This is a genomic window from Draconibacterium sp. (assembly GCF_041583095.1).
Lineage (GTDB): Bacteria > Bacteroidota > Bacteroidia > Bacteroidales > Prolixibacteraceae > Draconibacterium.
Genome location: NZ_JBFHGM010000049.1, coordinates 1 through 24082 on the forward strand (window position 1 = coordinate 1; position 24082 = coordinate 24082).

General features: G+C 40.3%; 21 protein-coding genes and 1 pseudogene. 6 read left to right on the top strand and 16 right to left on the bottom strand.

Going from position 1 to position 24082, the window contains the following annotated elements:
- Nucleotides 1-994: hypothetical protein (locus tag ABZB17_RS06865; protein ID WP_372648857.1), on the bottom strand; the 994-nt coding region annotated here is incomplete at its 3' end.
- Nucleotides 995-1274: 280 nt separating this feature from the next.
- On the opposite strand from ABZB17_RS06865, the gene ABZB17_RS06870 reads away from it, so the two are divergent.
- The gene (locus tag ABZB17_RS06870; protein WP_372648859.1) at nt 1275-1943 is read left to right on the top strand and encodes a response regulator transcription factor; all 669 of its coding nucleotides are present in this window, start codon (nt 1275-1277) and stop codon (nt 1941-1943) included.
- A gap of 107 nt (nt 1944-2050) precedes the next feature.
- Here the strand turns inward: ABZB17_RS06870 and rplI are convergent, their stop codons facing one another.
- From rplI to accC, 6 genes are all read right to left on the bottom strand, one after another.
- The gene (gene rplI, locus ABZB17_RS06875; protein WP_372648861.1) at nt 2051-2497 is read right to left on the bottom strand and encodes a 50S ribosomal protein L9; all 447 of its coding nucleotides are present in this window, start codon (nt 2495-2497) and stop codon (nt 2051-2053) included.
- A 14-nt stretch (nt 2498-2511) separates the two neighbouring features.
- Nucleotides 2512-2778 carry a 30S ribosomal protein S18 gene (gene rpsR, locus ABZB17_RS06880; RefSeq protein ID WP_038561673.1) on the bottom strand — a complete coding sequence of 89 codons (267 nt, stop codon included), beginning with the start codon at nt 2776-2778 and terminating at the stop codon, nt 2512-2514.
- Nucleotides 2779-2781: 3 nt separating this feature from the next.
- The gene (rpsF, locus tag ABZB17_RS06885) at nt 2782-3138 is read right to left on the bottom strand and encodes a 30S ribosomal protein S6 (RefSeq protein ID WP_157493812.1); all 357 of its coding nucleotides are present in this window, start codon (nt 3136-3138) and stop codon (nt 2782-2784) included.
- A 313-nt stretch (nt 3139-3451) separates the two neighbouring features.
- Nucleotides 3452-4987 carry an acyl-CoA carboxylase subunit beta gene (locus tag ABZB17_RS06890; protein ID WP_045033818.1) on the bottom strand — a complete coding sequence of 512 codons (1536 nt, stop codon included), beginning with the start codon at nt 4985-4987 and terminating at the stop codon, nt 3452-3454.
- Between the two features lie 10 nt (nt 4988-4997).
- Entirely contained in the window at nt 4998-5507 is a 510-nt protein-coding gene (locus ABZB17_RS06895; RefSeq protein WP_372648865.1) for a biotin/lipoyl-containing protein, read from the bottom strand.
- A gap of 9 nt (nt 5508-5516) precedes the next feature.
- The gene (gene accC / locus ABZB17_RS06900) at nt 5517-7022 is read right to left on the bottom strand and encodes an acetyl-CoA carboxylase biotin carboxylase subunit (RefSeq protein WP_045033815.1); all 1506 of its coding nucleotides are present in this window, start codon (nt 7020-7022) and stop codon (nt 5517-5519) included.
- A gap of 416 nt (nt 7023-7438) precedes the next feature.
- On the opposite strand from accC, the gene ABZB17_RS06905 reads away from it, so the two are divergent.
- The 3 genes from ABZB17_RS06905 to ABZB17_RS06915 all read left to right on the top strand — a co-directional run bounded on the left by ABZB17_RS06905 (nt 7439) and on the right by ABZB17_RS06915 (nt 12840).
- The gene (locus ABZB17_RS06905) at nt 7439-9847 is read left to right on the top strand and encodes a TonB-dependent receptor domain-containing protein (protein ID WP_372648867.1); all 2409 of its coding nucleotides are present in this window, start codon (nt 7439-7441) and stop codon (nt 9845-9847) included.
- Nucleotides 9848-9893: 46 nt separating this feature from the next.
- Nucleotides 9894-11231 (top strand): MATE family efflux transporter, encoded by a 1338-nt coding sequence (locus tag ABZB17_RS06910; RefSeq protein ID WP_372648869.1) that lies wholly within the window; start codon nt 9894-9896, stop codon nt 11229-11231.
- Nucleotides 11232-11796: 565 nt separating this feature from the next.
- The gene (locus tag ABZB17_RS06915) at nt 11797-12840 is read left to right on the top strand and encodes a zinc-binding dehydrogenase (protein WP_372648871.1); all 1044 of its coding nucleotides are present in this window, start codon (nt 11797-11799) and stop codon (nt 12838-12840) included.
- Between the two features lie 47 nt (nt 12841-12887).
- Here ABZB17_RS06915 and gnd read toward each other — a convergent pair whose 3' ends face one another.
- From gnd to ABZB17_RS06960, 9 genes and pseudogenes are all read right to left on the bottom strand, one after another.
- Complete coding sequence (gene gnd / locus ABZB17_RS06920; RefSeq protein ID WP_372648873.1) at nt 12888-14342, bottom strand: decarboxylating NADP(+)-dependent phosphogluconate dehydrogenase; 1455 nt, start codon at nt 14340-14342, stop codon at nt 12888-12890.
- Between the two features lie 11 nt (nt 14343-14353).
- Nucleotides 14354-15484 (bottom strand): 4-phosphoerythronate dehydrogenase PdxB, encoded by a 1131-nt coding sequence (gene pdxB, locus ABZB17_RS06925; RefSeq protein WP_372648875.1) that lies wholly within the window; start codon nt 15482-15484, stop codon nt 14354-14356.
- 16 nt (nt 15485-15500) lie between these two features.
- Entirely contained in the window at nt 15501-16514 is a 1014-nt protein-coding gene (locus ABZB17_RS06930; RefSeq protein ID WP_372648877.1) for a Gfo/Idh/MocA family protein, read from the bottom strand.
- Nucleotides 16515-16532: 18 nt separating this feature from the next.
- Nucleotides 16533-17819, bottom strand: a complete 1287-nt coding sequence (locus ABZB17_RS06935) for a lactate racemase domain-containing protein (protein WP_372648879.1) — start codon at nt 17817-17819, stop codon at nt 16533-16535.
- A 26-nt stretch (nt 17820-17845) separates the two neighbouring features.
- The gene (locus ABZB17_RS06940) at nt 17846-18919 is read right to left on the bottom strand and encodes a sugar kinase (RefSeq protein WP_372648881.1); all 1074 of its coding nucleotides are present in this window, start codon (nt 18917-18919) and stop codon (nt 17846-17848) included.
- Nucleotides 18920-19023: 104 nt separating this feature from the next.
- Complete coding sequence (locus tag ABZB17_RS06945; protein ID WP_372648883.1) at nt 19024-19875, bottom strand: SDR family oxidoreductase; 852 nt, start codon at nt 19873-19875, stop codon at nt 19024-19026.
- Nucleotides 19876-19880: 5 nt separating this feature from the next.
- Entirely contained in the window at nt 19881-20780 is a 900-nt protein-coding gene (locus tag ABZB17_RS06950) for a sugar ABC transporter substrate-binding protein (protein WP_372648885.1), read from the bottom strand.
- Between the two features lie 15 nt (nt 20781-20795).
- A pseudogene (locus ABZB17_RS06955) lies at nt 20796-20969 on the bottom strand (LacI family DNA-binding transcriptional regulator); the annotation flags it as partial.
- A gap of 111 nt (nt 20970-21080) precedes the next feature.
- On the bottom strand, nt 21081-21905 hold the full coding sequence (locus tag ABZB17_RS06960) for a 2-oxo acid dehydrogenase subunit E2 (protein ID WP_045033794.1): 825 nt from the start codon (nt 21903-21905) through the stop codon (nt 21081-21083).
- Nucleotides 21906-22210: 305 nt separating this feature from the next.
- On the opposite strand from ABZB17_RS06960, the gene ABZB17_RS06965 reads away from it, so the two are divergent.
- Together ABZB17_RS06965 and ABZB17_RS06970 are read left to right on the top strand one after the other, a co-directional pair.
- Complete coding sequence (locus ABZB17_RS06965) at nt 22211-22798, top strand: RNA polymerase sigma-70 factor (protein ID WP_372648887.1); 588 nt, start codon at nt 22211-22213, stop codon at nt 22796-22798.
- 44 nt (nt 22799-22842) lie between these two features.
- Nucleotides 22843-23838 (top strand): FecR family protein, encoded by a 996-nt coding sequence (locus ABZB17_RS06970; protein ID WP_372648889.1) that lies wholly within the window; start codon nt 22843-22845, stop codon nt 23836-23838.
- The last annotated feature ends 244 nt before the right edge of the window (nt 23839-24082 follow it).

The window sequence follows — 24082 nt, forward strand, 5'->3', positions numbered from 1 at the left end:
ATACCGGCCCCTCTGAGACGCCGTCTTCATTTACAGGATAATAGACATTGTTCCAAACCAGATACTGGATAAATCGGTCTTTATAAATTCCACGGTTGTACTGAAACTGTGCATCACCGAGTCTTGGCTCAGTGAAATTAAAATAGTAATTGTTGTCGTGGTTAAAATCGTAATCATGGTCATTTAAAATAGGATTCAAACCGCAACAATCAAGAAAACCATTAATGTAAACTACTTCATCAATATCAACGGTGCCGGTTTTGTCTGAACCAGCCGAGAAACAACCAGCAGCCATTAGTAGTGCATCAATTTCATATGCACCTAAAAAAGCCAGCCTGTTGGCGTAGTTGTTTTCAACAGTGTTTTCATACATATAGGTCATCAGGTATTGGTATAAGGCCATGTTTTCACGCGGAGAATCAATTGTTTTGGTTAGAACAAGCGAATCGGTTATTACAAGGTCATAATTCCAAATGGATAGCCGGCCGCAGAAGTCGAGTGTAAAATCATCACCGGCTTCAATTACTTTCATGGCTTCTTCAAAGGCCTGGTCTAAAACCGATTGTGGCGAGCGTACAATGTTTAGTCGGCCAAAGTCAACTTCAATAGGATTGGCCGATTCCGGTACTTCGCCATATTGATCGAGTTCAATAACAGTTCGAGTTATCGCATCAATGGGTTGTACAAAGTATTCATCATCTTCAATTTCGCCATCCATATCTACATCAATAGAAGTCATTTTCGGAACTCCATTATCGTCTCTGATTAATACATATAAATCGCCATAGTCTCCTCCACGGGTAGTTCCTGATTCATCATTTCCCTTAATGTGATCGTTGGCTTCGGTGTTTCCACCTGCCCATTCCGGTCGGTCAGAGTCATCATCAACATTCGTGAAAAAATCGCCTTTCTGGCAGTTACTTAAAAGAATAGTTAAGCAGCTCATTAAGAGCAAAAAAAATACATAGCGAGTGTAACGGATAATTGTTTTCATGGTTAAGAAATTTTGGTTAATAAATAATGTTCTCTGATTTTATGACGGTTCCTGTTAAATGGAATAACAATTTATAAAATTAGACGAGGCAAGACAATCCTAAAATTGTTGGTTTTTTTGGTCGCTTTGGCCAGTTTTATGTCAACAATTTAATGGGGCGGTGTAAACAAATCTGAGTTCTGTCTAAACAATTATACAGAAACTGGTAAGTAGTTCTTTGTAATTTTTGTAACTTGTATATCAATTGTTTGTGCTGTTAGCCATGTAATCAGGTTACACCATGAAAATATTAATAGCATACGATCAGAAGTTAGTCGCAGAATGTATCAAAACTTATCTGTTAGAAAATCAGTATGCTCAGATAGTTGGTATTGTAAATAATGCCGATAATCCTTTTAAACTTATTTCAGAATTAAAACCGGATCTGGTAATTCTTGAATTTAAGCTGTGGTCGATAGAATTTATAGACTATGCATCGAATCTGAATATGAATTTTCCACATTTAAAAATTCTGGTTATCTCTGAACTAATTTCGCAGGAACTGATGGTGAAGATTATGCCTTTTATTAACGGGTATATTGTAAAAAGCTGTTCGGCAGAAAAAATTATCAGAGCAATTCAGGAAATTTATACATCGGGAAAATATTTATGCCCTAAGGCTATAGATAAATTTTTTAGTTGTAAGAACGGAGAGGAGTATGAATCGAAATTAACCAGCAGAGAGAAACAAATTTTAGGAACCTGGATTACGGAAGAAACCTATAATGCGGTAGCGAATACTCTTAACATTAGTGAGTCGACAGTGCGTACACATTTAAAAAATATCAGGGAAAAGCTGGGTAGTCTAAATCATTTACAAATGATGATTTATGCCTGTCAACACAATTTAATAAGCGATAAGCACAAACCAATTTGCCCCAATTGCAGGTTTTCGGTTAGCACTTCCTGATGGTTTTATAGTTCATTTGCCGGTATTGAGCATTTATAACAAAATAAAAAGGGTTTCCATTTGGAAACCCTTTTACCGTTTTTAGTATTGTGTATGCAAAAATATGCTTATTCCGCAACAACTTCAAATTCAATCTCAATCACAACTTCTTTGTGTAATTTGATTTTAGCTGTATGAGTACCAACTTCTTTGATGCTGTCTTCAGGAATAGTGATCTGTTTGCGGTCGATCTCAAATCCTTTTTTGTTGATCGCTTCAGCCAACTGGATGGTGTTAACCGATCCGAAAATTTTGCCAGAAGTGCTTGTTTTTGCACCAATAGAAATTTTCTTGGCAACAATTTGCTCAGCAATTTTAGTAGCTTCTTCTTTCAATTTAGCTTCTTTGTGAGCACGTTGTTTAATGTTCTCAGCCAAAACTTTTTTGGCAGACTCGGTAGCAACAATTGCTTTTTGTGTAGGAATCAGAAAGTTACGTGCGTAACCACCTTTTACCTCTACAATATCGTCTTTGCTTCCTAAACGCTCTACGTCTTGTAATAATATAATTTCCATTTCAAGTCCTCCTCTTATTTCATCATGTCGGTTACAAATGGTAGCAATGCAACTTGGCGGGCACGTTTAACAGCCTGTCCAACTTTGCGCTGATACTTTAACGAAGTTCCGGTGATACGACGAGGTAAAATTTTACCTTGCTCGTTAAGGAATTTCTTCAAAAACTCAGGGTCTTTGTAATCAACATATTTGATTCCGTTTTTCTTGAAACGGCAATATTTTTTCTTTTTGATCTCTACTGACGGTGGAGTCAGGTATCTGATTTCACTTCCTTGTGCCATTTTTTAATCCTCCTTTTTTTCTGATTTTGCTTTCTGAAGTTTTCTTCTCTTCTCGCTGTATGCAACAGCATACTTGTCGAGTTTTACAGTCATGAAGCGGATAACGCGCTCGTCGCGACGGAAATCTGTCTCCATTTTTGTAATGAATGCAGGATCGGCTTTAAACTCAAATAAGTGATAAAAGCCAGTAGATTTCTTTTGAATTGGGTAAGCCAGTTTTTTCATTCCCCAATCTTCTTCATGGATCATCTCACCTCCATTGGCTTTGATGAGATCCCTGAATTTTGTTACCGCTTCCTTTACCTGTGGCTCAGATAAAACGGGAGTACAAATGAAAACGGTTTCGTACTGATTCAACATAATCATCTAATTTTTAAATTATTAAATAGTTTTCCAAAAATTTTGGACGCGCAAAAATAGAAATAAATTGTTATTTATCAAACAGTTTGATGGTTTTTCGTGTGAAAATTGGCCTTGTTAACAGATGAACTAATTATTCAGGGCCAAATGTAGTTGTTTTGCGTAAAATAAGGTTGATTTTTAGATGTATACATAATAAAAAAAGAGATTGATAAAAAGTAGCAAATTACCTCAAATCAATCTCTTCTATATTTCGTGTATTTGATAAATCCAGATTCGATTCAATCTTAACTACAATCTACATCAATCTCCGTTAAAGCGGAATGTTTCCGTGTTTTTTAGGCGGATTCGATTTCCGTTTGTTCTGAGTCATTTCAAGCGCATCGATAACCTTTTTACGTGTATCGCGCGGATGAATAATTTCGTCGATATAACCCAGTGAGGCTGCTTTGTACGGATTCGCAAATTTATCGCGGTAATCCTGCACTTTGGCTGCTTTTTCGTCATCGCTCATTTTTTCGCGATGAATAATGTTAATCGCACCTTCAGGCCCCATCACGGCAATTTCTGCTGTTGGGTAAGCCAGATTTACATCGGCACCAATATGTTTGCTCGACATTACATCGTAAGCTCCACCATAAGCTTTTCGGGTGATTACCGTAATTTTTGGCACTGTTGCTTCAGAGAATGCGTAAAGCAATTTTGCACCGTGTTTAATAATACCGCCAAATTCCTGTCCGGTTCCCGGCAAGAAACCCGGAACATCAACAAAAGTTACCAAAGGCAAATTAAACGCATCGCAAAAACGAACAAAACGTGCCGCCTTAACTGATGAATTAATGTCAAGTACTCCGGCTAAATGGCTGGGCTGGTTGGCAACAACGCCCACCGGGCGGCCACCAAAACGAGCAAAACCAACAATTATATTTTGTGCATAATTGGGTTGAACTTCCAGGAAATGTTTGTTATCGATAACAGTCTGGATGATCTCATGCATGTCGTAAGGCTTATTCGGATCGGCAGGAACAATTTCTTCCAGTTCTTCGCTAACCCTGTCGGATGGGTCGATGGTAGTTTTTATCGGCGGATCTTCCAGGTTGTTGGAAGGCAGGAAACTTAGTAATTCGCGAACCATCATAATGGTTTGTTCCTCGTCGTTGCCGGTAAAGTGGGCTACTCCACTTTTTGAGCTGTGGGTATCTGCACCGCCCAATTCTTCTTTGGTAACATCTTCGTGCGTAACTGTTTTAATTACCTCAGGTCCGGTTACAAACATGTGGCTCTTTTCTTTCACCATAAAAATGAAATCGGTGAGGGCAGGAGAGTATACCGCTCCGCCGGCACAAGGCCCCAATATGGCAGATATTTGTGGAATTACACCCGATGAAATTACGTTGTTATAAAAAATATCGGCATAACCGGCAAGGCTTTCAACGCCTTCCTGAATACGGGCGCCACCCGAGTCGTTTAACCCAACAAGCGGTGCTCCCATTTTTAGTGCCAGTTCCTGAATTTTTACAATTTTATCGGCATTGGCTCTACTCAGCGATCCGCCAAAAACAGTAAAATCCTGGGCAAAAACATACACCAGTTTGCCATTTACTTTTCCGTAACCCGAAATTAAACCGTCGCCCAATATTTTTTTGGCTTCCATACCGAAATCGTAATTTCGGTGTGTCATCAGTTTATCAATTTCGGTAAAAGTTCCCGGATCGAGTAATTGCAGAATGCGTTCGCGGGCAGTCATTTTTCCGGCTGCATGCTGTTTTTCAATTCTATCTTCACCTCCTCCGAGTTCGGCTTGTGCGTTTAGGGCATCAAGCTGTTCGTATTTTGCTTTTAAATCCATTTCTTTTCTTTTAGTCCAATTCAATTAATACCTGGTTGCTGTCTACTGTTTGCTGATCTTTTACATGTACTTTTTTAATCGTTCCATCTTTAGGTGCTTTGTATTCGCTTTCCATTTTCATGGCCGAAATGATAACTACAGTTTCACCTTCCTGAACAACATCACCTTCTTCAACCAACACTTTAACTACTTTGCCCGGCATAGGCGAAGTTATTTTATTGTCGCCTGTTCCTGCTCCGTTCGCATTGCGGTTTTGAAGATAACGTGCTTCGGCATCAATTACTTCAACATTGTAACGTTCGTATAATGTGTAAGCGGTATATTTTTTTGGCATTTCATCCGGAACCAGTTCGATATCGTACGAATGGCCACCTTCAAGAATTGAAAATGTACCATCGGCAGTATGCATCAAATCTACATTATATGTTTTTCCGTCAACTTCAACTTCCAGAATGTTGCCATCTTGTTTTAACAGGTTAACCCATGCTTTCCTGTCGCCAATTTTAATTTCAACAGCCATAATTCTTGTTTAAAAATGATTTACGTATGGAATTTTTTTCCAGCGGCTTTGTGCCGGCACAAACTCTTTGGTTACAGCAGCATTGCTTCCCAGTTTATCGAGGTAATCAATAAAAGCAGCAATAATAACCATGTCTTCCGGGTTGTCTTTCATTCCGTTAGATAGCAGCTGTTCCTGGTTTTTCTCAATAAAATGAGTGTCGTAATTTCCGGCAATGAAGTTTTCGTTGTTCATTACCCGTTCCAGCATTTTTATTGATGTTTTTACTCCGGTAATTTTGTATTCGTAAAGTGCCCGTCGCATACGAGCAATAGCTTCGTCGCGTGTTTTTCCCCAAACAATCAGTTTCGAGATCATCGGGTCGTAGTAAATCGGTATTTCATAACCTTCATACACATAACCATCGGTACGAACGCCTAGCCCCAGTGGAGTTGATATCTTATATACTTTTCCGGCGCTTGGCATAAAGTTATTATCCGGATCTTCGGCATAAATACGGCATTCTATGGCATGGCCCCTTTGTCTAAGGTCGTCCTGCCCAAATTCCAATTCACGGCCTTCAGCAGCATAAATTTGCTGTTTTACCAGGTCGATTCCGGTAACACGTTCGGTAATCGGGTGTTCCACCTGCAAACGCGTATTCATTTCAAGGAAATAGTAATTCAGGTCGTTATCCACCAAAAATTCAATGGTTCCGGCACCAACATAATTTACTGCTTTTGCAGCTTCAACGGCTGCTTTTCCCATTTCATCGCGCAACTCAGGAGTCATCAACGGCGATGGAGTTTCCTCGATCATTTTCTGGTGACGACGCTGAACCGAACATTCACGCTCGAAAAGATGAACGGTATTTCCGTGCTGATCGGCCAAAATTTGAAACTCGATGTGATGTGGCGAAGTAATGTACTTTTCGATGTAAACGGCATCGTCGCCAAAAGCCGACTTAGCTTCAGAGCGGGCTGCGCGAACTGCAGAAACCACTTCCGACTCGTTTTTCACCAGGCGCATTCCTTTTCCGCCACCACCGGCCGATGCTTTTATCATTACCGGCAAACCGATACTTTTTATCACTTCAAGCGCTTCATCTTCCGACTTTATTTCACCATCGGTTCCGGGTACTACGGGAATTCCGGCGGCAGTCATTGCTTCGCGCGCCTGGATTTTATCACCCATTTGAATGATAACTTCGGGCGACGGACCAATAAACACTATTCCTTCTTCGGTACAACGTCGGGCAAAATCGGCATTTTCCGATAAAAAGCCGTAGCCGGGATGAATTGCATCAGCGCCACTTTGTTTGGCAACTTCTATAATTTTATCAATGTTCAGGTAACTTTCGCTCGATGGTGCTTTACCTACACAATAAGCTTCGTGGGCATAACGCACATGAAGCGAAGTCCTGTCTGCTTCCGAGTAAATGGCAACTGATTCAAGATCAAGCTCCCTGCAGGTTCGCATAACGCGAATCGCAATTTCGCCTCGGTTTGCGATTAGAATCTTTTTGATTTTCTTCATACAACTTTGAAATCAATATAAGTTTAAGTCATCTTAATTTCTGCAAATAATAACTCTGTTTTGCAAAAAATGTTTACACTCAAAAAATTTAGATTGGAAGTTACCTGTTGAGAGATACCTGTGGCATGGTTAATTGTTAATAAATGTAAAAAACTGTTTTATATTAGTGTTTCCGGCGGATAAAATTTGAATTCCAAAAGCAATGGGTCTAAAATTATATTTTTTATGATAAGTCATAGATTTTTGAGAAATATGTTTATTTTTGAAAATTATAAGAGAAAAAAGTTGACATTATTCCAAACCCTGGATTCCTTTTACTCAATGTTGTTTTGTTTATACACTGTAGAAAGTTGTTATGGGCGGCGGGATAAGGCACTGTGATAAAAACATTTAGAGCGAACTAATTAACCACTTGGATGAACATACTATTGTTTCAACTTCTTAAAAAGATACTCTTAACATCCATATTCGTGATGTTGGTTTTTTTGGCTTTTGCCCAAAATTCTGAATTGAAGGGAGTTGTAACAGATGAAACATCCGGAACTCCAATCAGATATGCAACTGTAATTGTTACACCGCGAGCTGATTCCACAAAAATATATGGCGACATAACCAACGAAACAGGTGGGTTTCAAATCAGCGATCTTCCGTTGGGTGATTATGAGTTGAAAATTAGCTTTGTGGGATACGATATGTATCATGTTGAAAAAATGGAGCTTACCAGGCCTGAGCACGACCTGGGGCAAATTGATTTAACGGTTGATCAGAAAGCATTGGATGAAATAATTATACAATCCGGAAATTCAGGAGTTAAATACGAAGTTGACAGAAAAGTTATTGATGCACGGAATTTTCCGGGGGCAGACAAAGCCATCGATTTAATGGAGAATATTCCATCACTGGAACTGGATGTTGACGGACGGTTGACATACCGTGGCGATGGAACATTTTTGGTTTATATAAACGGTCGCCCCGAATTGAACGGGGAAGAAAAACTGCGCCAAATACCGGCAAATAAAATTCAATACATAGAAGTTATTACCAACCCGTCGTCGAAATACGATGCAGAAGGTACGGCCGGAATCATCCAGGTTATTTTAAAGCGTAATCGTTTAGAGGGTATTGAAGTGAGTACCAGTTTAAACCTCTCCACGCTTGGATCCTCTGAGCTTATTTTCTCGGTCGACCAGAAAGGAGAGCGTGGCGGTTGGTATTTGAATGGGCAGCTTGACGATTATGTCTCGCAAATTCAGTGGCAGCAAGGTAACCAAACGGTTAGCAGCAATAACACCCGTTACCAAACGCTTTGGGACGTTAAATCGAAAGACCGTGAGAATAATACTTTCATGGAGCTTGGATTTAATTACGATTTAACCGATAAAGATTATCTCGATTTTAAATTAAGTGCCGATCCGATTCGCCGATCGAGCACTTCCAAAGAGAAAGGAACATATTCAGAAAGCATATATGAAGGTAATAATTTGGAAAACTATGACGAGTATGGTTTTGATAGCCGATACCACCTGTATTACCGCTACCTGAGTGCTGTGGCCAGCTATGAGCATGCTTTTAATAAAGACCGTTCGAATTTATTATCGGCCTATATCAGCTCATCTACCTATTTGCAACCGCTGGAAGAACAAAAGCGTGACGAACTGCTATACAGCGAACATTCTGAAAAATATGGCTACCAGACTAAAGAGCACAATGAGTTACTTATTGATGCCAATGTTTCGTACGAAAATAAATTGTCGGATAAAAGCCGGTTAGAAGCCGGTCTTGAAGTTAACATTGACCATATTCCAAAGGTGGAAACAGAAAGTGGTACATTTAATAGTTATAATGTTCTTAGTGTTTTTGTGAACAATAAGGAAAACGAAGAAATTGATTTTAAACAGGATGTGTATGCAGGATATGCAACTTTTAAAAGCCGTTTTGGAAAGTTGGAATATCAATTGGGAATGAGGGGAGAGTTTACGCACCGAGAGTCGAACTACAGTTACAATCTAATGGGCGATAATGAACTGGTAACAGTGCCGGCAACAACACAATTCTGGGATTGGTTTCCAACCGCGCATTTTGTTTATAATATATCGGATGAAAATCAATTTACTTTAAGTTACTCGCGCCGAATTAACCGCCCTGATTACTGGGAGCTAATTCCTTTGCGAAGGTATGAAACTCCATATATTTCATTCTCCGGAAATGAAAACTTAATGCCGTCGTACGTAAATGCATACGAACTGGGCTACCTTAAATCGTGGGGCGATAATTTTGTATCGGGAGAGGTATTTACCCGTCAAACAGACAATCTGTCACGAAATTACTACCGCACGGGAGAGGGCAACTCCATTGAGTGGACAAAGGAAAATGTTGGAGAGTCACTGAGTATTGGTGTTGATTTTATGCTGGGCTACCAGCTTTTCAAATGGTGGAATACCAACCTGTCGACAAGTACCTATTTTTATAAATTAACCACAACGATTGATGGGAAATCTGATATTCAGGAAATATTCCGTGGGAGTATTCGCTCCAATAATAATTTCAGAATCTCAAAAACACTGAGTTTGCGTTACCAGCTGGTATATCAAAACAAGGCAATTAATGCACAAATGGAAAGGGATGGCTACGCTTATTCGAACCTTGTATTGCGCAAATCATTCTTTAGCAGAAGGCTGATAACCGAAGTTTCGTGGGCAAATATCTTTAACAGTATGAAGTATCAGACCCGCACTACAGGAGATAACCTGTATGTTGAAACTGATTTTGAAAGAAAGCCATATGCCTCGTTTAAAGTTTCATATGTATTTGTGAAGCGAAAATAGTTGTGTTCTTGCACAATTGATGACCGCGATGTTGTAGATTTGCGGAATGAAATTTCAAGATTATCTTCCATTTTACAGGCGTAATCTAACCCTGGCACTTCCGATCGTTTTATCGCAAATCGGACAGGTTACCGTATCGCTGGCCGATAACATGATGGTTGGACATGTTGGAACAACTGAACTTGCAGCAGCATCGTTTGCCAACAGTGTATTTATGATTGGGATGGTTTTTGGTATGGGCGTCACAATGGGGCTTACTCCTTTGGTTGGAAAGGCTTTTGGCCAAAATCAATTGCAAAAGGCTATTGTCTGGTTGAAAAATGGAATTGCAGCACATCTTACTGCATCGGTGGCTTTAACGGCGCTTATGTTCAGCATATACTTTTTTCTTCCGTTTATGGGGCAGCCCGAAAATGTTTTGCACCTGGCCCGCCCGTACTATCTCTTGCTTTGCGCTTCATATCTGCCTTTTATGTTCTTTTTCACTCTAAAGCAGTTTTTCGAAGGAATCGGAAATACAAAGATTGCCATGCAAATTACCCTCAGCGCCAACGTTATAAATATTGCGGTGAACTATGTATTTATTTTCGGTAAGTTCGGTTTCCCGGAAATGGGACTTCTGGGAGCTGGAATCGGGACGCTTACCTCGCGAATTTGTATGCCATTACTTTTTGCCTATTTTATTCTTCGGAATAATCGGTTTAAACGATATTTTGTTTTTGCCCGCTATCAAAAAATATTCAAAAAGGATATTGTGGCTTTATTACGAATTGGTATTCCAATCGGCTTTCAGTTGATTGTTGAAGTTGCAGCCTTTGCAATTGGAGCGGTAATGATGGGGTGGCTGGGCGAAACTCCGCTTGCTGCCCACCAGGTAGCGCTCGGATTAGCCACATTCACCTATATGATTTCGCTCGGCATATCGCAGGCCAATACCATTCGCGTAAGTCATCAAATGGGTGATAAGGATTATCTCTCGTTAAGGCGAGCGGTTTTTGCATCTACACATTTGGTACTTTTAGTTATGTCATTGTCGGCACTACTATTTATATTGTTACGAAATGTACTTCCATTAATGTTTAGCACCGACGAAAACGTAATTCAGGTTGCAGCCAGTTTACTGATTATAGCCGCCGTTTTTCAGTTATTCGATGGCTTACAGGTTATAATGCAAAGTTCGTTGCGCGGAATGGCCGATGTTACCACTCCAATGCTAATTGCATTTATTGCTTATTTGCTAATTGGTATTCCAACCAGTTATGTTTTTACGTTTGTTTTAAATGCCGGGCCTCAGGGAATTTGGTATGGTTATTTGGTTGGTTTGGGAACAGCAGGAATTTTGTTTTACATCCGGTTTATGCGCTTGCTGAAACGTTTAGCCTAATTCCGTTTTTACCAAAAAAAAGCGGGTTATCTTTTGTTGATAACCCGATTGTTCATAGTCTAGTTTAGTTAGATCAGAAAACTTATTGGTCTAATAGAGAAAAGGTAGTTCTAATAAGTATCTAAATCGTTTTATTCATATAAGGCTCCGCTAATATAGTATAAAAATGATTTAAATCTTAAGTATTTTTTAAAATTAATTAATGTTTGTTAAAAAGGTCTTATTGATAAGACTTATGGTCTTGATTGTCAGTGTTTGTGATATTGACAATATGTTTTAGAATAGTTTTAGTTTCTTTTGAAAAAAATCGCCATTTATTCGAAAAAAGTAAAAAATATACATATGGTGACAAAAATCATACTCATATAGTTGTGTAAAGCATCAACAAATAATGTAGCATTTTGTATTGTTCCCGGCAGAATTTGGGTGTTCAGAAAGCTGATTTGTTTAAAATCTTTCAATGTTTTTATTTGGTACGAATAATAACAGATCGTATTTTTAGTCAAAATCTAAAAGTGGCAACAAAGCCGGTGTTCAATTTGCAAATAGCTAATTCTTATAAAAAATGAAAGCAATAGTTTTAACCGGAATTCGGCAGATGAAGTTAACAGAGACAGCTGAACCAGTGTTGACGAGCGATACGGATGTGAAGATAAAAATCTCCACTGTTGGAGTTTGTGGATCGGATATTCATTATTACTCGGAAGGGAAGATTGGTTCGCAGGTTGTTGAATACCCGTTTATGGTAGGGCACGAATGCTCGGGCGTAATTGTTGAAGCCGGTAAAGAAGTAAGCAATGTTAAGGTTGGTGACCTGGTGGTTGTCGATCCTTCAGTTCATTGTGGCACTTGCGATCAATGTTTGGCGGGCCGTCCGCATACCTGCCGGAATAATAAGTTTTTAGGTTGCCCTGGCCAGATTGAAGGCTGTTTGGCAGAATACATTGTTATGCCCTCGTTTACCTGCTACCCGGTTACCGATAAATTAAATGCCAGGCAGGCAGCCTTGATCGAACCACTTTCAATTGGAGTTTATGCGGTTAAGCTTGGACAAATTGAGAATAAGGAAACAACGGTTGGGATTTTTGGGGCCGGTCCGATTGGTTTGAGTATTCTGCTGAAACTGTTGGCCGACGATGTAAACAGTGTGGGAGTGATTGAGCCACTGGATTATCGTTTGAGTAAAGCCGATGAAATTGGTGCATCGTGGTTAATAAATCCTACGAATGAAGATGTGGAAGCTGCTGTACAAAAACAGGAAGAACTTTTGCTTGATGTGGTTTTTGAAGCCAGTGGCGAACAGGAAGCAGTAAATAATGCCATTAAAATTCTGAGACCGGGAGGAAAACTGGTATTGGTTGGTATTCCGCCTGATGCGCAATATGTTTTCGATATGGATTTAATGCGCCGGAAGGAATTAACTGTAATCAATGTACGCCGCCAAAACCATTGTGTTGAAGAAGCGATTGATTTGGTAATCTCCGGAGCGGTTCAGGTTTCGAAGATGGTTACGCACGAATTTACGGTGGAAGAAACACCTGTGGCTTTCGATGTTGTCGAGGGCTATAAGTTCGGGGCGATAAAAGCGATGATTAATTTCCAGCAATAAAAAAAGGAAGCATGAGCTTCCTTTTTTCTTTTATGTATTCCAAATTTTTAAACGTTGTAAGTTGACGATGCTGTATCGCCACCACGGCCTGTCCAGTTGGTATGGAAAAATTCGCCTCGTGGTTTGTCAACTCTTTCGTAGGTATGTGCACCGAAATAATCGCGTTGTGCCTGAAGTAAGTTGGCCGGCAAACGCTCGCTGCGGAAACCATCGAAGTAACACAGTGCTGAAGTTAATGCAGGCACCGGAATTCCGTTGGCCAATGCAGTTGAACAAACACGGCGCCAACCGGCCTGAGCCTCTTCAACCTTTTGTTTGAAGAAAGGATCGAGCAGCAAGTTTGGCAATTCCGGGTTGTTATCGAATGCTTTTTTGATATCTCCAAGGAAAACCGAACGGATAATACATCCTCCGCGCCACATCAGGGCAATTCCTCCGTAATTCAGGTTCCAGCTGTGTTCGCTGGCAGCTTCCATCATCAGGTTGTAACCCTGTGCGTACGAGATTATTTTTGCACCTAACAATGCACTTTCAATATCGTCGATAAATTGTTTTTTGTCGCCTTTAAATTCCGGTTTGGGGCCTTCAATTACTTTTGAGGCCTGAACACGCAAATCTTTCTGGGCCGACAAACAACGGGCAAAAACCGACTCACCGATTAGGGTTAACGGAATACCCAAATCAAGTGCAGAAATTCCGGTCCATTTACCGGTTCCTTTCTGGCCGGCTGTGTCAAGGATCATTTCAACTGTTTCCTCACCATTCTCGTCTTTATAACCTAAAATGTCGCGTGTAATTTCAATAAGGTAACTGTCTAAAATACCTTCGTTCCATTTTTTGAATACCTCGTGCATTTCATCGTTGCTCATTCCCAGCAACTCTTTCATTAACTGGTAAGCTTCGGTGATAATCTGCATATCTCCGTATTCGATTCCGTTGTGAACCATTTTTACGAAGTGACCGGCACCGCCTTCGCCAACCCAGTCGCAACAAGGTTCGCCGCTTTCAACTTTTGCCGATACAGCCTGGAAAATCTCTTTCACATGTGGCCATGCAGCCGGCGATCCTCCCGGCATAATTGAAGGACCTTTTAATGCGCCTTCCTCGCCACCTGAAACACCTGTTCCGATGTAAAGCAATCCTTTGCTTTCTACATAATTAGTACGGCGAATTGTATCAGGAAAATGTGAATTACCGCCATCGATGATAATGTCGCCCGCCTCAAGGTGGGGGATAACCATATCGATAAAGTCATCAACCGGCTGACCTGCTTTTACCAGCATCATAACCTTACGAGGCTTCTCCAGTGAAGCACAAAAATCCTCGATTGAATGCGCTCCGATAAAGTTTTTACCGGCTCCTCTGCCATTTACAAATTTGTCAACTTTCTCAACCGTGCGGTTGTATACGGCCACTGTGTAGCCTTTGCTTTCCATGTTTAGCACCAGGTTTTCGCCCATAACAGCTAACCCGATCAATCCAATATCAGCTAATTTTTTCATGCTATTGCGTATTATTTGTTTTTAATTTGAAATCCTAATTCTTTCAGTTTTTCCAAAGTTTCTATTTCAATATTTTTTGCTTCAATGGTATACGTATTAAACTCCCTGCGAACAGGGTAATCTCCTCGCAGTTGTTCAAACTTTAGCGGTGAATCACGAAGGTCGTCGTCATCGTTTTCAATATCGTAAGTGCTTAAAATAGCTTCCGCCAAAATCGAATATTCGCGGCGTTGGTTGCCATCAATTTCAATGGTTGTAGTTGCAGGTAGTTCAACATTGGTTGGTGCCCAATTGTTGATGCCCAAATCAAAAAAACGGCTAATGGCCTGTACACTCATTTTTGTTCCGTTGGCTTTGCCGTCTTTTGAATAGCCTGCAATATGTGGCGTTCCGTACTCACAAAGGTTTAACAGATCGAGATTTATATCCGGTTCATTCTCCCAGCAATCGGTAATAAAACCTTTAATATCGTTTGCTTCAAGGGCATTGTAGATGGCTTCTGAATCACAAACCTCTCCACGGCACGAATTTATTAGTAATGGATTTTTCTTCAGGTTTTGCAGAAAATCTTCATCTACCATATGAAAAGTAGCATCTTCGCCGGTCATATTCAACGGAACATGAAAGGTAATAATGTCGGCTTCGTTTTGAATTGTCTCCAGCGAAACAAATTCGCTACTTCCTTCTGTTCGTTCACGTGGAGGGTCGTTCAACAGAACATTCATTCCAAGAATTTTGCAGGTTTTCGCAATGCGTTTCCCAACATTTCCAACACCAACAATTCCAATGGTTAACCCCGTTAGATCGGTTCTTTTGCGCATTACCCATGAGCACAAAGCGGAAGCAATGTATTGATTCACACTCTCGGCATTACAACCCGGAGCATTGGTCCATTCAATTCCTGCTTGTTTGCAGTAATCTGTATCGATGTGATCGAAACCTATGGTTGCCGTAGCTATATATTTTACTTTCGAACCCCGAAGCAATTTTTCATTACAAATGGTTCTTGTTCGTGTAATAATTGCGTCCGCATCTTTTACAACTTCGGAAGTAGTTTCACTTCCCGGAAGGTAGACAACTTCGGCAAAAGGTTCAAGTGCACCTTTAATGTATGGTATTTTATTGTCAATTATAATCTTCATCAGTGTTCTAATGTGTCTATTGTGGTTCCGAATAATAATCTTTTACCATCTCATCAAGTACCCAGCTGGTGCGGGCCGCTGATTCGCCGGAGCTCACACATGTGCCATTTCCAAGTAATTCATTCACCACCTGTTCAACAAGGTTTTGCGAGATGTGTTGCGGATTATTAAAACTTAGTTTTTCTTTTCCATTTTGGTTTTTTACGATAACGTCGCCATGTGTGAAACAAGGCAAACAAATTTCGCCTTTTTCTCCGATAATTTGAATATTATCCTTTTCCGATTTTTCATCTACAACAAAACACCAGCTTCCGGTGCCGACAACACCTGATTCGTGTTTCCAGGTTCCGGTAACAGTATCTTCAGCAGGGTAGAGTCCGGCCAGATTAACCGCTTGTCCTTTAATTTCAGTGATTTTTCCAAAAACAAAATCAAGGTAATCCATTTGGTGTGAGGCAAGATCGAAAAAATGCCCGCCACCGGCAATCTCCGGAAATACATGCCAGTGCATTTCTTCCGGCTTCTGATTGGCTTCGGCAGCTTGTTTATACAATTTTATATTCACCATTAAAGGTTTGCCAATACTGCCATTTTTCACCAGTTCTTTTACCTTTAAAAACGCGGGTAAAGTTCTTCGGTAATAGGCCACCCATAACGGAGTTTTTGTTTCTTCTGCAACTTTCAACATCTGAATACATTCGGTATAATTGCGCGCCATTGGTTTTTCAACGTAAACCGGTTTCCCGGCCTTTAACGCTTCAATAGCGTACGACGCATGTGTGTCAGGAGGAGTGGCAATATATACCGCATCCACTTCGGCATCGTTGATCAATGCCGAACCATCACAGTACCATTTCGGAACATTGTGGCGACGGGCATAATCTTTAGCCAATTCGGCATTTCGGCGCATTACTGCCACCAGCCTTGAGTTTTCGACTTTATAAAAAGCCGGACCACTTTTAACTTCAGTTACATTTCCTACACCGATTATTCCCCAGTTTATGCTCTTTTTTTCGCTCGAAGTACTCAATTCTGCTGTCTGTTTTTGTTAATAATCAAAACGTTCGCGGTATGCCCACAGTCCAATTGCCGGATTTGAAATGTAAAATATTTCTTCCCCATCAGGCATTGTGTTGAAACCGTCTTTTAGCTTTTTCGGATTGTATTTGGCTGTGACTTCATCGTAATCACCATATTTAAATCCAACACTTTCAATTTCCTGTTGTGTTATATTTTCTTTCCCTTTTCCCGGGCAATAGGTGATGTTAAAACGTCCTTCGGATGATCCGTGAATAAGGTGCGCTGCAGCTCCCAGGTTATTTTGCAGATCTTCGTTCTCCGCTACAAGTTTTAAGGTGTGAGGCGTTCCGAAGTAGCCGTACTTTCGAATTAACTCATCAATTTTAGGGTCTTCGCCAAATTCCTTTAAAGCCGGAGCCAAAACGATCAGTTCAGCGCCGTCGGCTAATGCCATGCGCGTGCGATAGATACTTTTGTTTCCCAGCCAGGTACTTTTAAATTCGGTAGGATCGAGCCAAACCACTGCTTTCGCAATTGGTTTGTCTACCATTTCAAAATTCACTTCCAGCGAAAGTTTTGCGGCTTTATCAAACACTTCAAAATCATCGCCGATAAAAAGTCCGTACGTTTGTAATTTGCCATCGTTATTTAATCCAACCACCGTTTGCACATATACGATAGGCATATGGTTTGAAAATTTTTCGGAGGCATAATTAAAAATCTTCCGAACAGGCGTATCGGCACGTCCCATCATGCGTTCCATACCGTAGGCCGCACCAATGTAATGGCTTTTGTTTATGCCTTCGGCGCCACCGGTTCCTACAAAAATATTTTTATTGTAATTGGCCATTCCAACTACTTCGTGCGGAACAACCTGACCAATCGATAAAATCAAATCGTAATTGCCTTCAACCAGAATTTTATTTACCTGTGCCGGCCATGAATAATCAACGGCACCTTCCGAAACTTCCTTTACGAATTCAGCAGGAACGGTGCCCAGCGTAACCACATCGTTTCGCCAGTCGTGGTCGCGAATCAACTCGGTTGGCATTTTTCCAAACATGTGGCTGATTTGCTCCATCGTCATCGGCGTGTGTGTGCCCAAGGCTGGAAGTACATCGGTTAGACGTTCTCCAAAATATTCCCAGGCAAATTCGGTAAGCTCGCCTGCACGCGATGGAAGTCGCGTATAATCCGGAGGAATGGCCAAAACTTTTTGTTTGGCTCCCATTTTTTCGAAAGCTTCAAACAGGCCATTTTTCAGATCCTTAGCACTGAGTGCCGTTTCGGTAGATCCTTTTTCGAAATATATCATTTTTGATCTGCTTTAAAATTTAATGATTAGCGTTTAACGCGTGCATTACCGCCCCAAACACTCCAAACCTGTTCTTCGTCGGCAGGTTGAGCGTAGTCGGTTAAAAATGTGGTGGCCAGCGCTCCGGTTGCCCAGCCAAATTGAGGCCATTTCTCAGGTTCCCATTCTTTTAATATACCATACAACATTCCGCCAACAAAACCATCGCCACCGCCAATGCGGTCGAGTACGTGGATGGTACGTGGTTCAACCACATGCCAGTTGTCGCCTTCAAGCATAATAGCTCCCCAAAGGTGTTCGTTTACACTGATAACTTCACGTAGTGTTGTTGCAAAAACAGAAGCGTTAGGAAATGTTTCTTTTACGCGGGTGATAAGTCCTTTAAAACCGTCAATTTTGGCATTTAAACCTTCGCCGCCGGCAGGTGGTCCTTCAATTCCAAAACATAACTGGAAATCTTCTTCGTTACCGATGAGAATGTCTGATACCGAGGCAATTTCGGTAAAATCTTTTCTCAGCTGTTCTTCGCGGCCTTTCCAGAATGAAGCTCTGTAATTCAGGTCGAACGAAATTTTGGTACCGTGTTTTTTTGCTGCTCTTGCAACTTCCAGGCAAAACTGGGTTGTTTCAGGCGATAAAGCACCGATCAGCCCAGACAAGTGTACGATCTGAACACCTTCTTCGCCAAAAATCCGTTCCAGATCAAAGTCTTTCACATTAAGTGTACGGCCTACTTCACCGGCGCGGTCGTTAAAAACGCGTGGTCCGCGGCTGCCGTATCCACTGTCGGCAATATTTATCTGGTGGCGGTAACCCCACGGATTGCCTTGCTCCACTTCCGGGCCTTCATAATCCATGTGACGGGCCTTCAAATTGCTCTGTATAAATTTTGCAATCGGACTGTCTTTCACAAATGTAGTCAACACTTTTACCGGCAATCCCAGGTACGACGAGATGCTTGCAACATTGGTCTCGGCACTGGTAGCGTACAATGTGAATTTATCGCTTGAGTGAACCGGTTGACCGTTTTCAGGAGTAATGCGTGTTCCCATACTTGTTGGAACCAGCATGGCATATTTACAATTTTGTTTCAATTTCATATTTATTGATTTTTTGTATACCACATTAAGTTGTACTGTTTGTGGGGTGTTTTGTTGCTGATGTAACCTGCTTTTAGTAATTTCTGATCGCTCAAATAATTCCGTTAAACGCCACCAAATGCGCTGTATCCTCCGTCAACCGGGATTACAATTCCGGTAATAAAATTTGAAACATCAGAAATCAGGAAAAGTGTTGCGCCCTGTAAATCTTCAGGTTCACCAAATTTTCCCATTGGCGTGTTGTCGACAATTTTTTGCCCGCGAGGGGAGTAATTGCCTGTTTTTTCATCCATAACCAAAAAGCGGTTTTGGTGCGTGATAAAAAATCCGGGAGCAATAGCATTTACCCTGATGCCAACTTTTGCTAGATGCACCGACAACCACTCGGTAAAATTATTGATCGATGCTTTTGCCGCCGAATAAGCCGGAATTTTGGTTAATGGTTTGTACGAGTTCATCGACGAAACATTAAGTACAACGCCTTTTCTATTGGCAAGCATGTCGCGTGTAAATACCATTGTAGGCAATAACGTGCCTTTGAAGTTCAGCGCAAATACTTTATCGAAACCTTCCATTTGCAAACCATAAAAAGTGTCTTCAAGGTTGTCAATATTATTCTCGGTTATGGTTTCTACTTTTGTCGTTGCCTGCGGGCTGTTTCCGCCGGCACCATTAATCAATATATCAATTGGTCCCAGTCGTTTATTAATCTCGGCTTTGGCAAACTCAAGCGATTCTTTATCGAGCACATTGGCTTCAACACCAATCACTTCAGCACCAGATTCAGCCGCAATCTCCGCAGCTACTTTATCGGCTACTTCTTTATTAATATCGGCGATGGCGATTTTGGTGCCAACCGATGCTATTGCTTTTACCATAGCGGTACCCAAAACTCCTGCGCCACCGGTAATTACGCATACTTTGTCTTTTAAATCATTAAATGATAGTGCTTGCATAATGTTTATTTAAATTCTTTGTAGTAATCAACGTTCTCTTTGGTAACAATATCAATTGGGGTGTAACTTTCATCCTGAATTTCACGCTTTTGCACAACGCTTCTGAATAGTTTGTTCACCGAATTGTAGCCCTGTTCTTCGGGGCGTTGACAAATAAGAAAATGAACCAGATCTTCTTTCAGGTATTTAATGTTTTCCTTTAAGAGGTCGTGTCCGATGACTTTAATGTCATCGATTTTTAACTTTTTAAGCAAACGTCCTACATAAAATACCTTCGAGTTGGTAACCAGAATTCCTTTAATATTCTTCTCTGAAATATTTTTTTCCACTCTTTGCATCCATTTATCCGAATTGGTATCCGGAATTTCGATGGTGAATAAATCGTGGTTGTTATCCTTTTTTTGCTTAAACCAGTCGTGAATTCCCATTTCGCGCTGTACCAGGTGGTTCTGGTTATCCATTTCTTTTGCAAAATGAATAACAAGAATGTTTCCGTCGCTCAACATCAGGTCAAGCAATTTCCCCGATACCAATCCACTTTGATATGAATTCTGGCCGATGTAACTAAGTTGACCAACGTCTTTAATATTCGAATCAATAAAGACAAAAGGAATTTCCAGCTCTTTTAGTTTTTCGATAAAAGCAGTAGCTTCTTTTTTGAAAAAGGGAGCCAGTACAACGCCATCGGGTTTTATGGCAAGCACCTTATTGGCTTCTTCCACAAAACTTTTTGAATCGGCCTGGTTAAAGGTAAACGACTCAATTTGTAGCCCGTATTGCGGCAACTCCGAAATTCGTTTTTTTATACCTTTTATTGGTTTTGACCAGTAGCCTTCTCCAGCAGGAGGCTGAGGAAGCAGCGTGGCAAACCTGGCCGATTTTTTTGAGGCAAGCGTACTTGCCAAAATGTTGGGTTGGTAATTAAGTTCTTTTACAATTTCAAGAATTTTCTTTTTTGTTGCCGGTGCAACCTCTCCGCGGTTGTGTAAAACCCTGTCAACTGTGCCAATTGAAACTTTTGCTTGTTCGGCAATATCCTTAATTCGTATTTGTTTATTTAGTTTGATAGCTTTTCTGATTTTAAGATTAAAAATTGTTAGTTTAGTAACTCGCTTTCAAATCTAAACAAAAATATCAGTATTTCCGTGTTCGTACACGGAAAAAATTTCAAAAATGCTCAGCAACATTTCAGAGAAGGATTCTTCTTAAAATTTAGCCAGGTTTTCGTCGGGCTTTTCTTCCAGTAGATGTGGATTTTTTAACAAGTATTTTATGTGTCGGAACAGGCGTCCTCCGTGCGATCCGTCAACCACCCGATGATCGAGCGTTGCAGAAAGTAACATGATACGGCGCGAAACAATTTCTCCGTTAACTACGGCCGGTTTATTCTGAACAGATCCGAGAATCATTACCAGCGACACATTCGACGATGGTAGCAGCGAACCATAACCGGTATCGAGACCAACAGTGCCAATATTCGAGACCACGTACGATCCAAAACTATTTGAATCAAGACCGATTCCGGGTAACGAAATTCCCCAGTCGATAGTTAGTACCCGATACAAGCGGAACAACCATTTACGGAAAGGCCACGGAACCCGTGCAAGCATATTTTTCGATTGCATTTCGTCGCGTTCGTTACCCTTTCGCGACTGGCGGATATGTTCGGCAATTTCGTCGGTAACTTCCTGAATGGTGCGCTGGTCGGCATTTTCAACTTTTACCGAGCCCATTTCTCCACCCGCCAGCAGAACACTTACCACACCGTCGACCTGTTTGCGTTGAGCAATTTTCGAGCCCTTCACAAAGGTGTTCAGTTCGGGTACTTCGTTTCTGATTGCCCTGCCAATAATAAGTGTGATAATATAAGTAAGTGTGGTTTTTAAGCCTTCTTTTCTCTTTTTGGCGATATATTTTTCAATATCAGTAACATCCAACTCTACCATTCCATAAATTTTGGAATCGGTAGGTTTTTTGTAAATAGTTGACGCTACTTTGCGCCAGTCTGAATTATAATCAATCTGTTCCATATAACGATTTTTGGTATCAATCGTTTCCTGTTTTAAATTGAAGAATTGCGGCTTTAGGGCGCAAATGTAATTGTTTCTATGGAAATCCCTAAAAAAAGGTGCAGCGTTTAATGTTTTATCTGCACAATCACTAAAATCTTTCCTGGTGTGTTTTTAATACTTTTAAAGTATCTCGGTCTTATTTCTCCATTAAGCATAGAATAATAAAACAGGTGGTATGTCTCTAAACAGTTTGCGAATTACATAAAAAGCATACTTTTGTGTGCTTAAACTAAACTGTAACTAAACTAATTTACTTTCTGTTAATGAAACTCAAGCTTGAATCTATATTATTCAGGAAAATTAAAGAAGGTGATTATTCTGCCTTCAATGAGTTATTCTCAAAGTATTACCAACCGCTTTTTCTTTTCGCCCGTAAATTTGTTGAAGAGGATCTTGCGAAGGACTTTGTGCAGGATTGTTTTTACGAGCTTTGGAAAAACAGAAAGCAAATCGAATTAAAAACCACTTTGTCGGCCTATCTGTTTTCAATAGTTAAAAATCGCTGTTACAAATATTTCGAGAAAGAACGTTTCAGGGCCGGAAAACAGAGTGAGATTGAATTTCAGTTGAAACAGGAAGAAATAAATTATTTTCTGCATTCTGAAAAAAGTATTCTGGAGTTTGAAATCAGAGAGCGCATTCAAAATACTTTAGAAAAGTTACCTCCAAAATGTGCTCAAATATTTCACGATAGCCGTTTTAATGGTTTGTCGAACAAAGAGATTGCACAAAAGTACGACCTGTCGATAAAGACGGTTGAAAAGCACATTTCAAAAGCCCTCAAAATCTTTCATGATGAATTTAAAGACTTCAATTTATCCTATTTCCTGTTAATTCTTAAAAATATTTAGCGACTGAGGTAGGGTTATCTTGTACTTAAATACTCTTATTAAAAATGAACGAGAAAAACACTGAAAATATAGATCAGGTTATTCTGCATTTTATTCAGGGAAATGCAGACCAGGAAGAAATAGCCACATTGATGAATTGGCTGAATGAAAATCCGGAGAACAGAAAGAAACTGTTCAAAGAAAAAGATATTTGGAATGCAGCAGAAATTGATTCGGACAGGTTAAAAGTTTTAGAAAACAATGAATGGCTTGAATTGGAAAACCGAATAAATATTTCGAAAGTAAAACAAGGTTATTTTAAGGAGCTGGTGAAAATCGCAGCAATTATTGTAGTGGCTTTAGGAGTTGGTTGGATGAGTCATTATATCTATTCGGAGAGAGCATCAGCACGCAAAGTTGAGATGCGTACAGTTGAAGCCATAAAAGGACAAATAAAAGAAGTGTTTTTGGCCGATGGTACACATGTTTGGCTTAATGCCGGCTCGCAGCTTTCTTTCCCATCAGATTTTACTGAAACGAACCGGGAAATCAGCTTGCGTGGTGAGGCTTATTTTGAGGTTACTTCGAGCGAGAAGAATCCGTTCCTGGTAAAAACAGGCAATCACACCGTAAAAGTTACCGGAACCAAGTTTAATATTTGCGAGTATCCCGAAGATAAAATGATTGAGACTACATTGGTGGAAGGAAAAGTTAAAATCATTTCGGGCAATTTCTTTAAGGATTTGTATCCCGGCGAACAGGCAACTTTTTACACCGAAACTGCCGAGGTTTTAATAGGCGAAAAAGATTTTGACATTTACACTGCCTGGCGCGAAGGACGTTATGAATTCCGCAACGAATCGGTCGACAAGGTTTTTAAAATTATGGAGCGCTGGTGGGATGTAGAAATTGATTACCCGCAAGACGAATTTAAATACGAATATATCTCAGGAGTACTGAGAAAACATAAACCAATTGAACAGCACTTTGAAGTTATTAACGAGTTAGTGCCAGTAGATTACCAAGTTGATAATGATTACATTACGGTGAAGCTGAAATAGTATTTCACAAATTTTATTTAATAAACTAGCTAACTAAAACAAATTCTGCCTATGAAATGAAACACCTATGCATCTAAAAAAAACGGGAAATACGCCACATACTTCCCGTTTAACATTACTAATGTAAATTTTTTGATTTATAAACTAAAATCGTAGCGAAACTATGAAAAAAAAACTAAACCACCGCTTCCTTTTTGAAAGGAGGAAGGGGCGAAAACTGTTTCTTGTTATGAAACTATCATTA

Bases quoted from the DNA above. Each gene is read 5' to 3' on its own strand.
- rplI (WP_372648861.1), bottom strand. From the start codon at position 2,497: ATGGAAATTATATTATTACAAGACGTAGAGCGTTTAGGAAGCAAAGAC.
- ABZB17_RS06910 (WP_372648869.1), top strand. From the start codon at position 9,894: ATGAAATTTCAAGATTATCTTCCATTTTACAGGCGTAATCTAACCCTG.
- ABZB17_RS06915 (WP_372648871.1), top strand. From the start codon at position 11,797: ATGAAAGCAATAGTTTTAACCGGAATTCGGCAGATGAAGTTAACAGAG.
- ABZB17_RS06905 (WP_372648867.1), top strand. From the start codon at position 7,439: ATGAACATACTATTGTTTCAACTTCTTAAAAAGATACTCTTAACATCC.
- accC (WP_045033815.1), bottom strand. From the start codon at position 7,022: ATGAAGAAAATCAAAAAGATTCTAATCGCAAACCGAGGCGAAATTGCG.
- ABZB17_RS06890 (WP_045033818.1), bottom strand. From the start codon at position 4,987: ATGGATTTAAAAGCAAAATACGAACAGCTTGATGCCCTAAACGCACAA.
- ABZB17_RS06870 (WP_372648859.1), top strand. From the start codon at position 1,275: ATGAAAATATTAATAGCATACGATCAGAAGTTAGTCGCAGAATGTATC.
- ABZB17_RS06960 (WP_045033794.1), bottom strand. From the start codon at position 21,905: ATGGAACAGATTGATTATAATTCAGACTGGCGCAAAGTAGCGTCAACT.
- ABZB17_RS06895 (WP_372648865.1), bottom strand. From the start codon at position 5,507: ATGGCTGTTGAAATTAAAATTGGCGACAGGAAAGCATGGGTTAACCTG.
- rpsR (WP_038561673.1), bottom strand. From the start codon at position 2,778: ATGGCACAAGGAAGTGAAATCAGATACCTGACTCCACCGTCAGTAGAG.
- ABZB17_RS06970 (WP_372648889.1), top strand. From the start codon at position 22,843: ATGAACGAGAAAAACACTGAAAATATAGATCAGGTTATTCTGCATTTT.
- ABZB17_RS06940 (WP_372648881.1), bottom strand. From the start codon at position 18,919: ATGAAATTGAAACAAAATTGTAAATATGCCATGCTGGTTCCAACAAGT.
- gnd (WP_372648873.1), bottom strand. From the start codon at position 14,342: ATGAAAAAATTAGCTGATATTGGATTGATCGGGTTAGCTGTTATGGGC.
- ABZB17_RS06945 (WP_372648883.1), bottom strand. From the start codon at position 19,875: ATGCAAGCACTATCATTTAATGATTTAAAAGACAAAGTATGCGTAATT.
- ABZB17_RS06965 (WP_372648887.1), top strand. From the start codon at position 22,211: ATGAAACTCAAGCTTGAATCTATATTATTCAGGAAAATTAAAGAAGGT.
- rpsF (WP_157493812.1), bottom strand. From the start codon at position 3,138: ATGTTGAATCAGTACGAAACCGTTTTCATTTGTACTCCCGTTTTATCT.
- pdxB (WP_372648875.1), bottom strand. From the start codon at position 15,484: ATGAAGATTATAATTGACAATAAAATACCATACATTAAAGGTGCACTT.
- ABZB17_RS06935 (WP_372648879.1), bottom strand. From the start codon at position 17,819: ATGATATATTTCGAAAAAGGATCTACCGAAACGGCACTCAGTGCTAAG.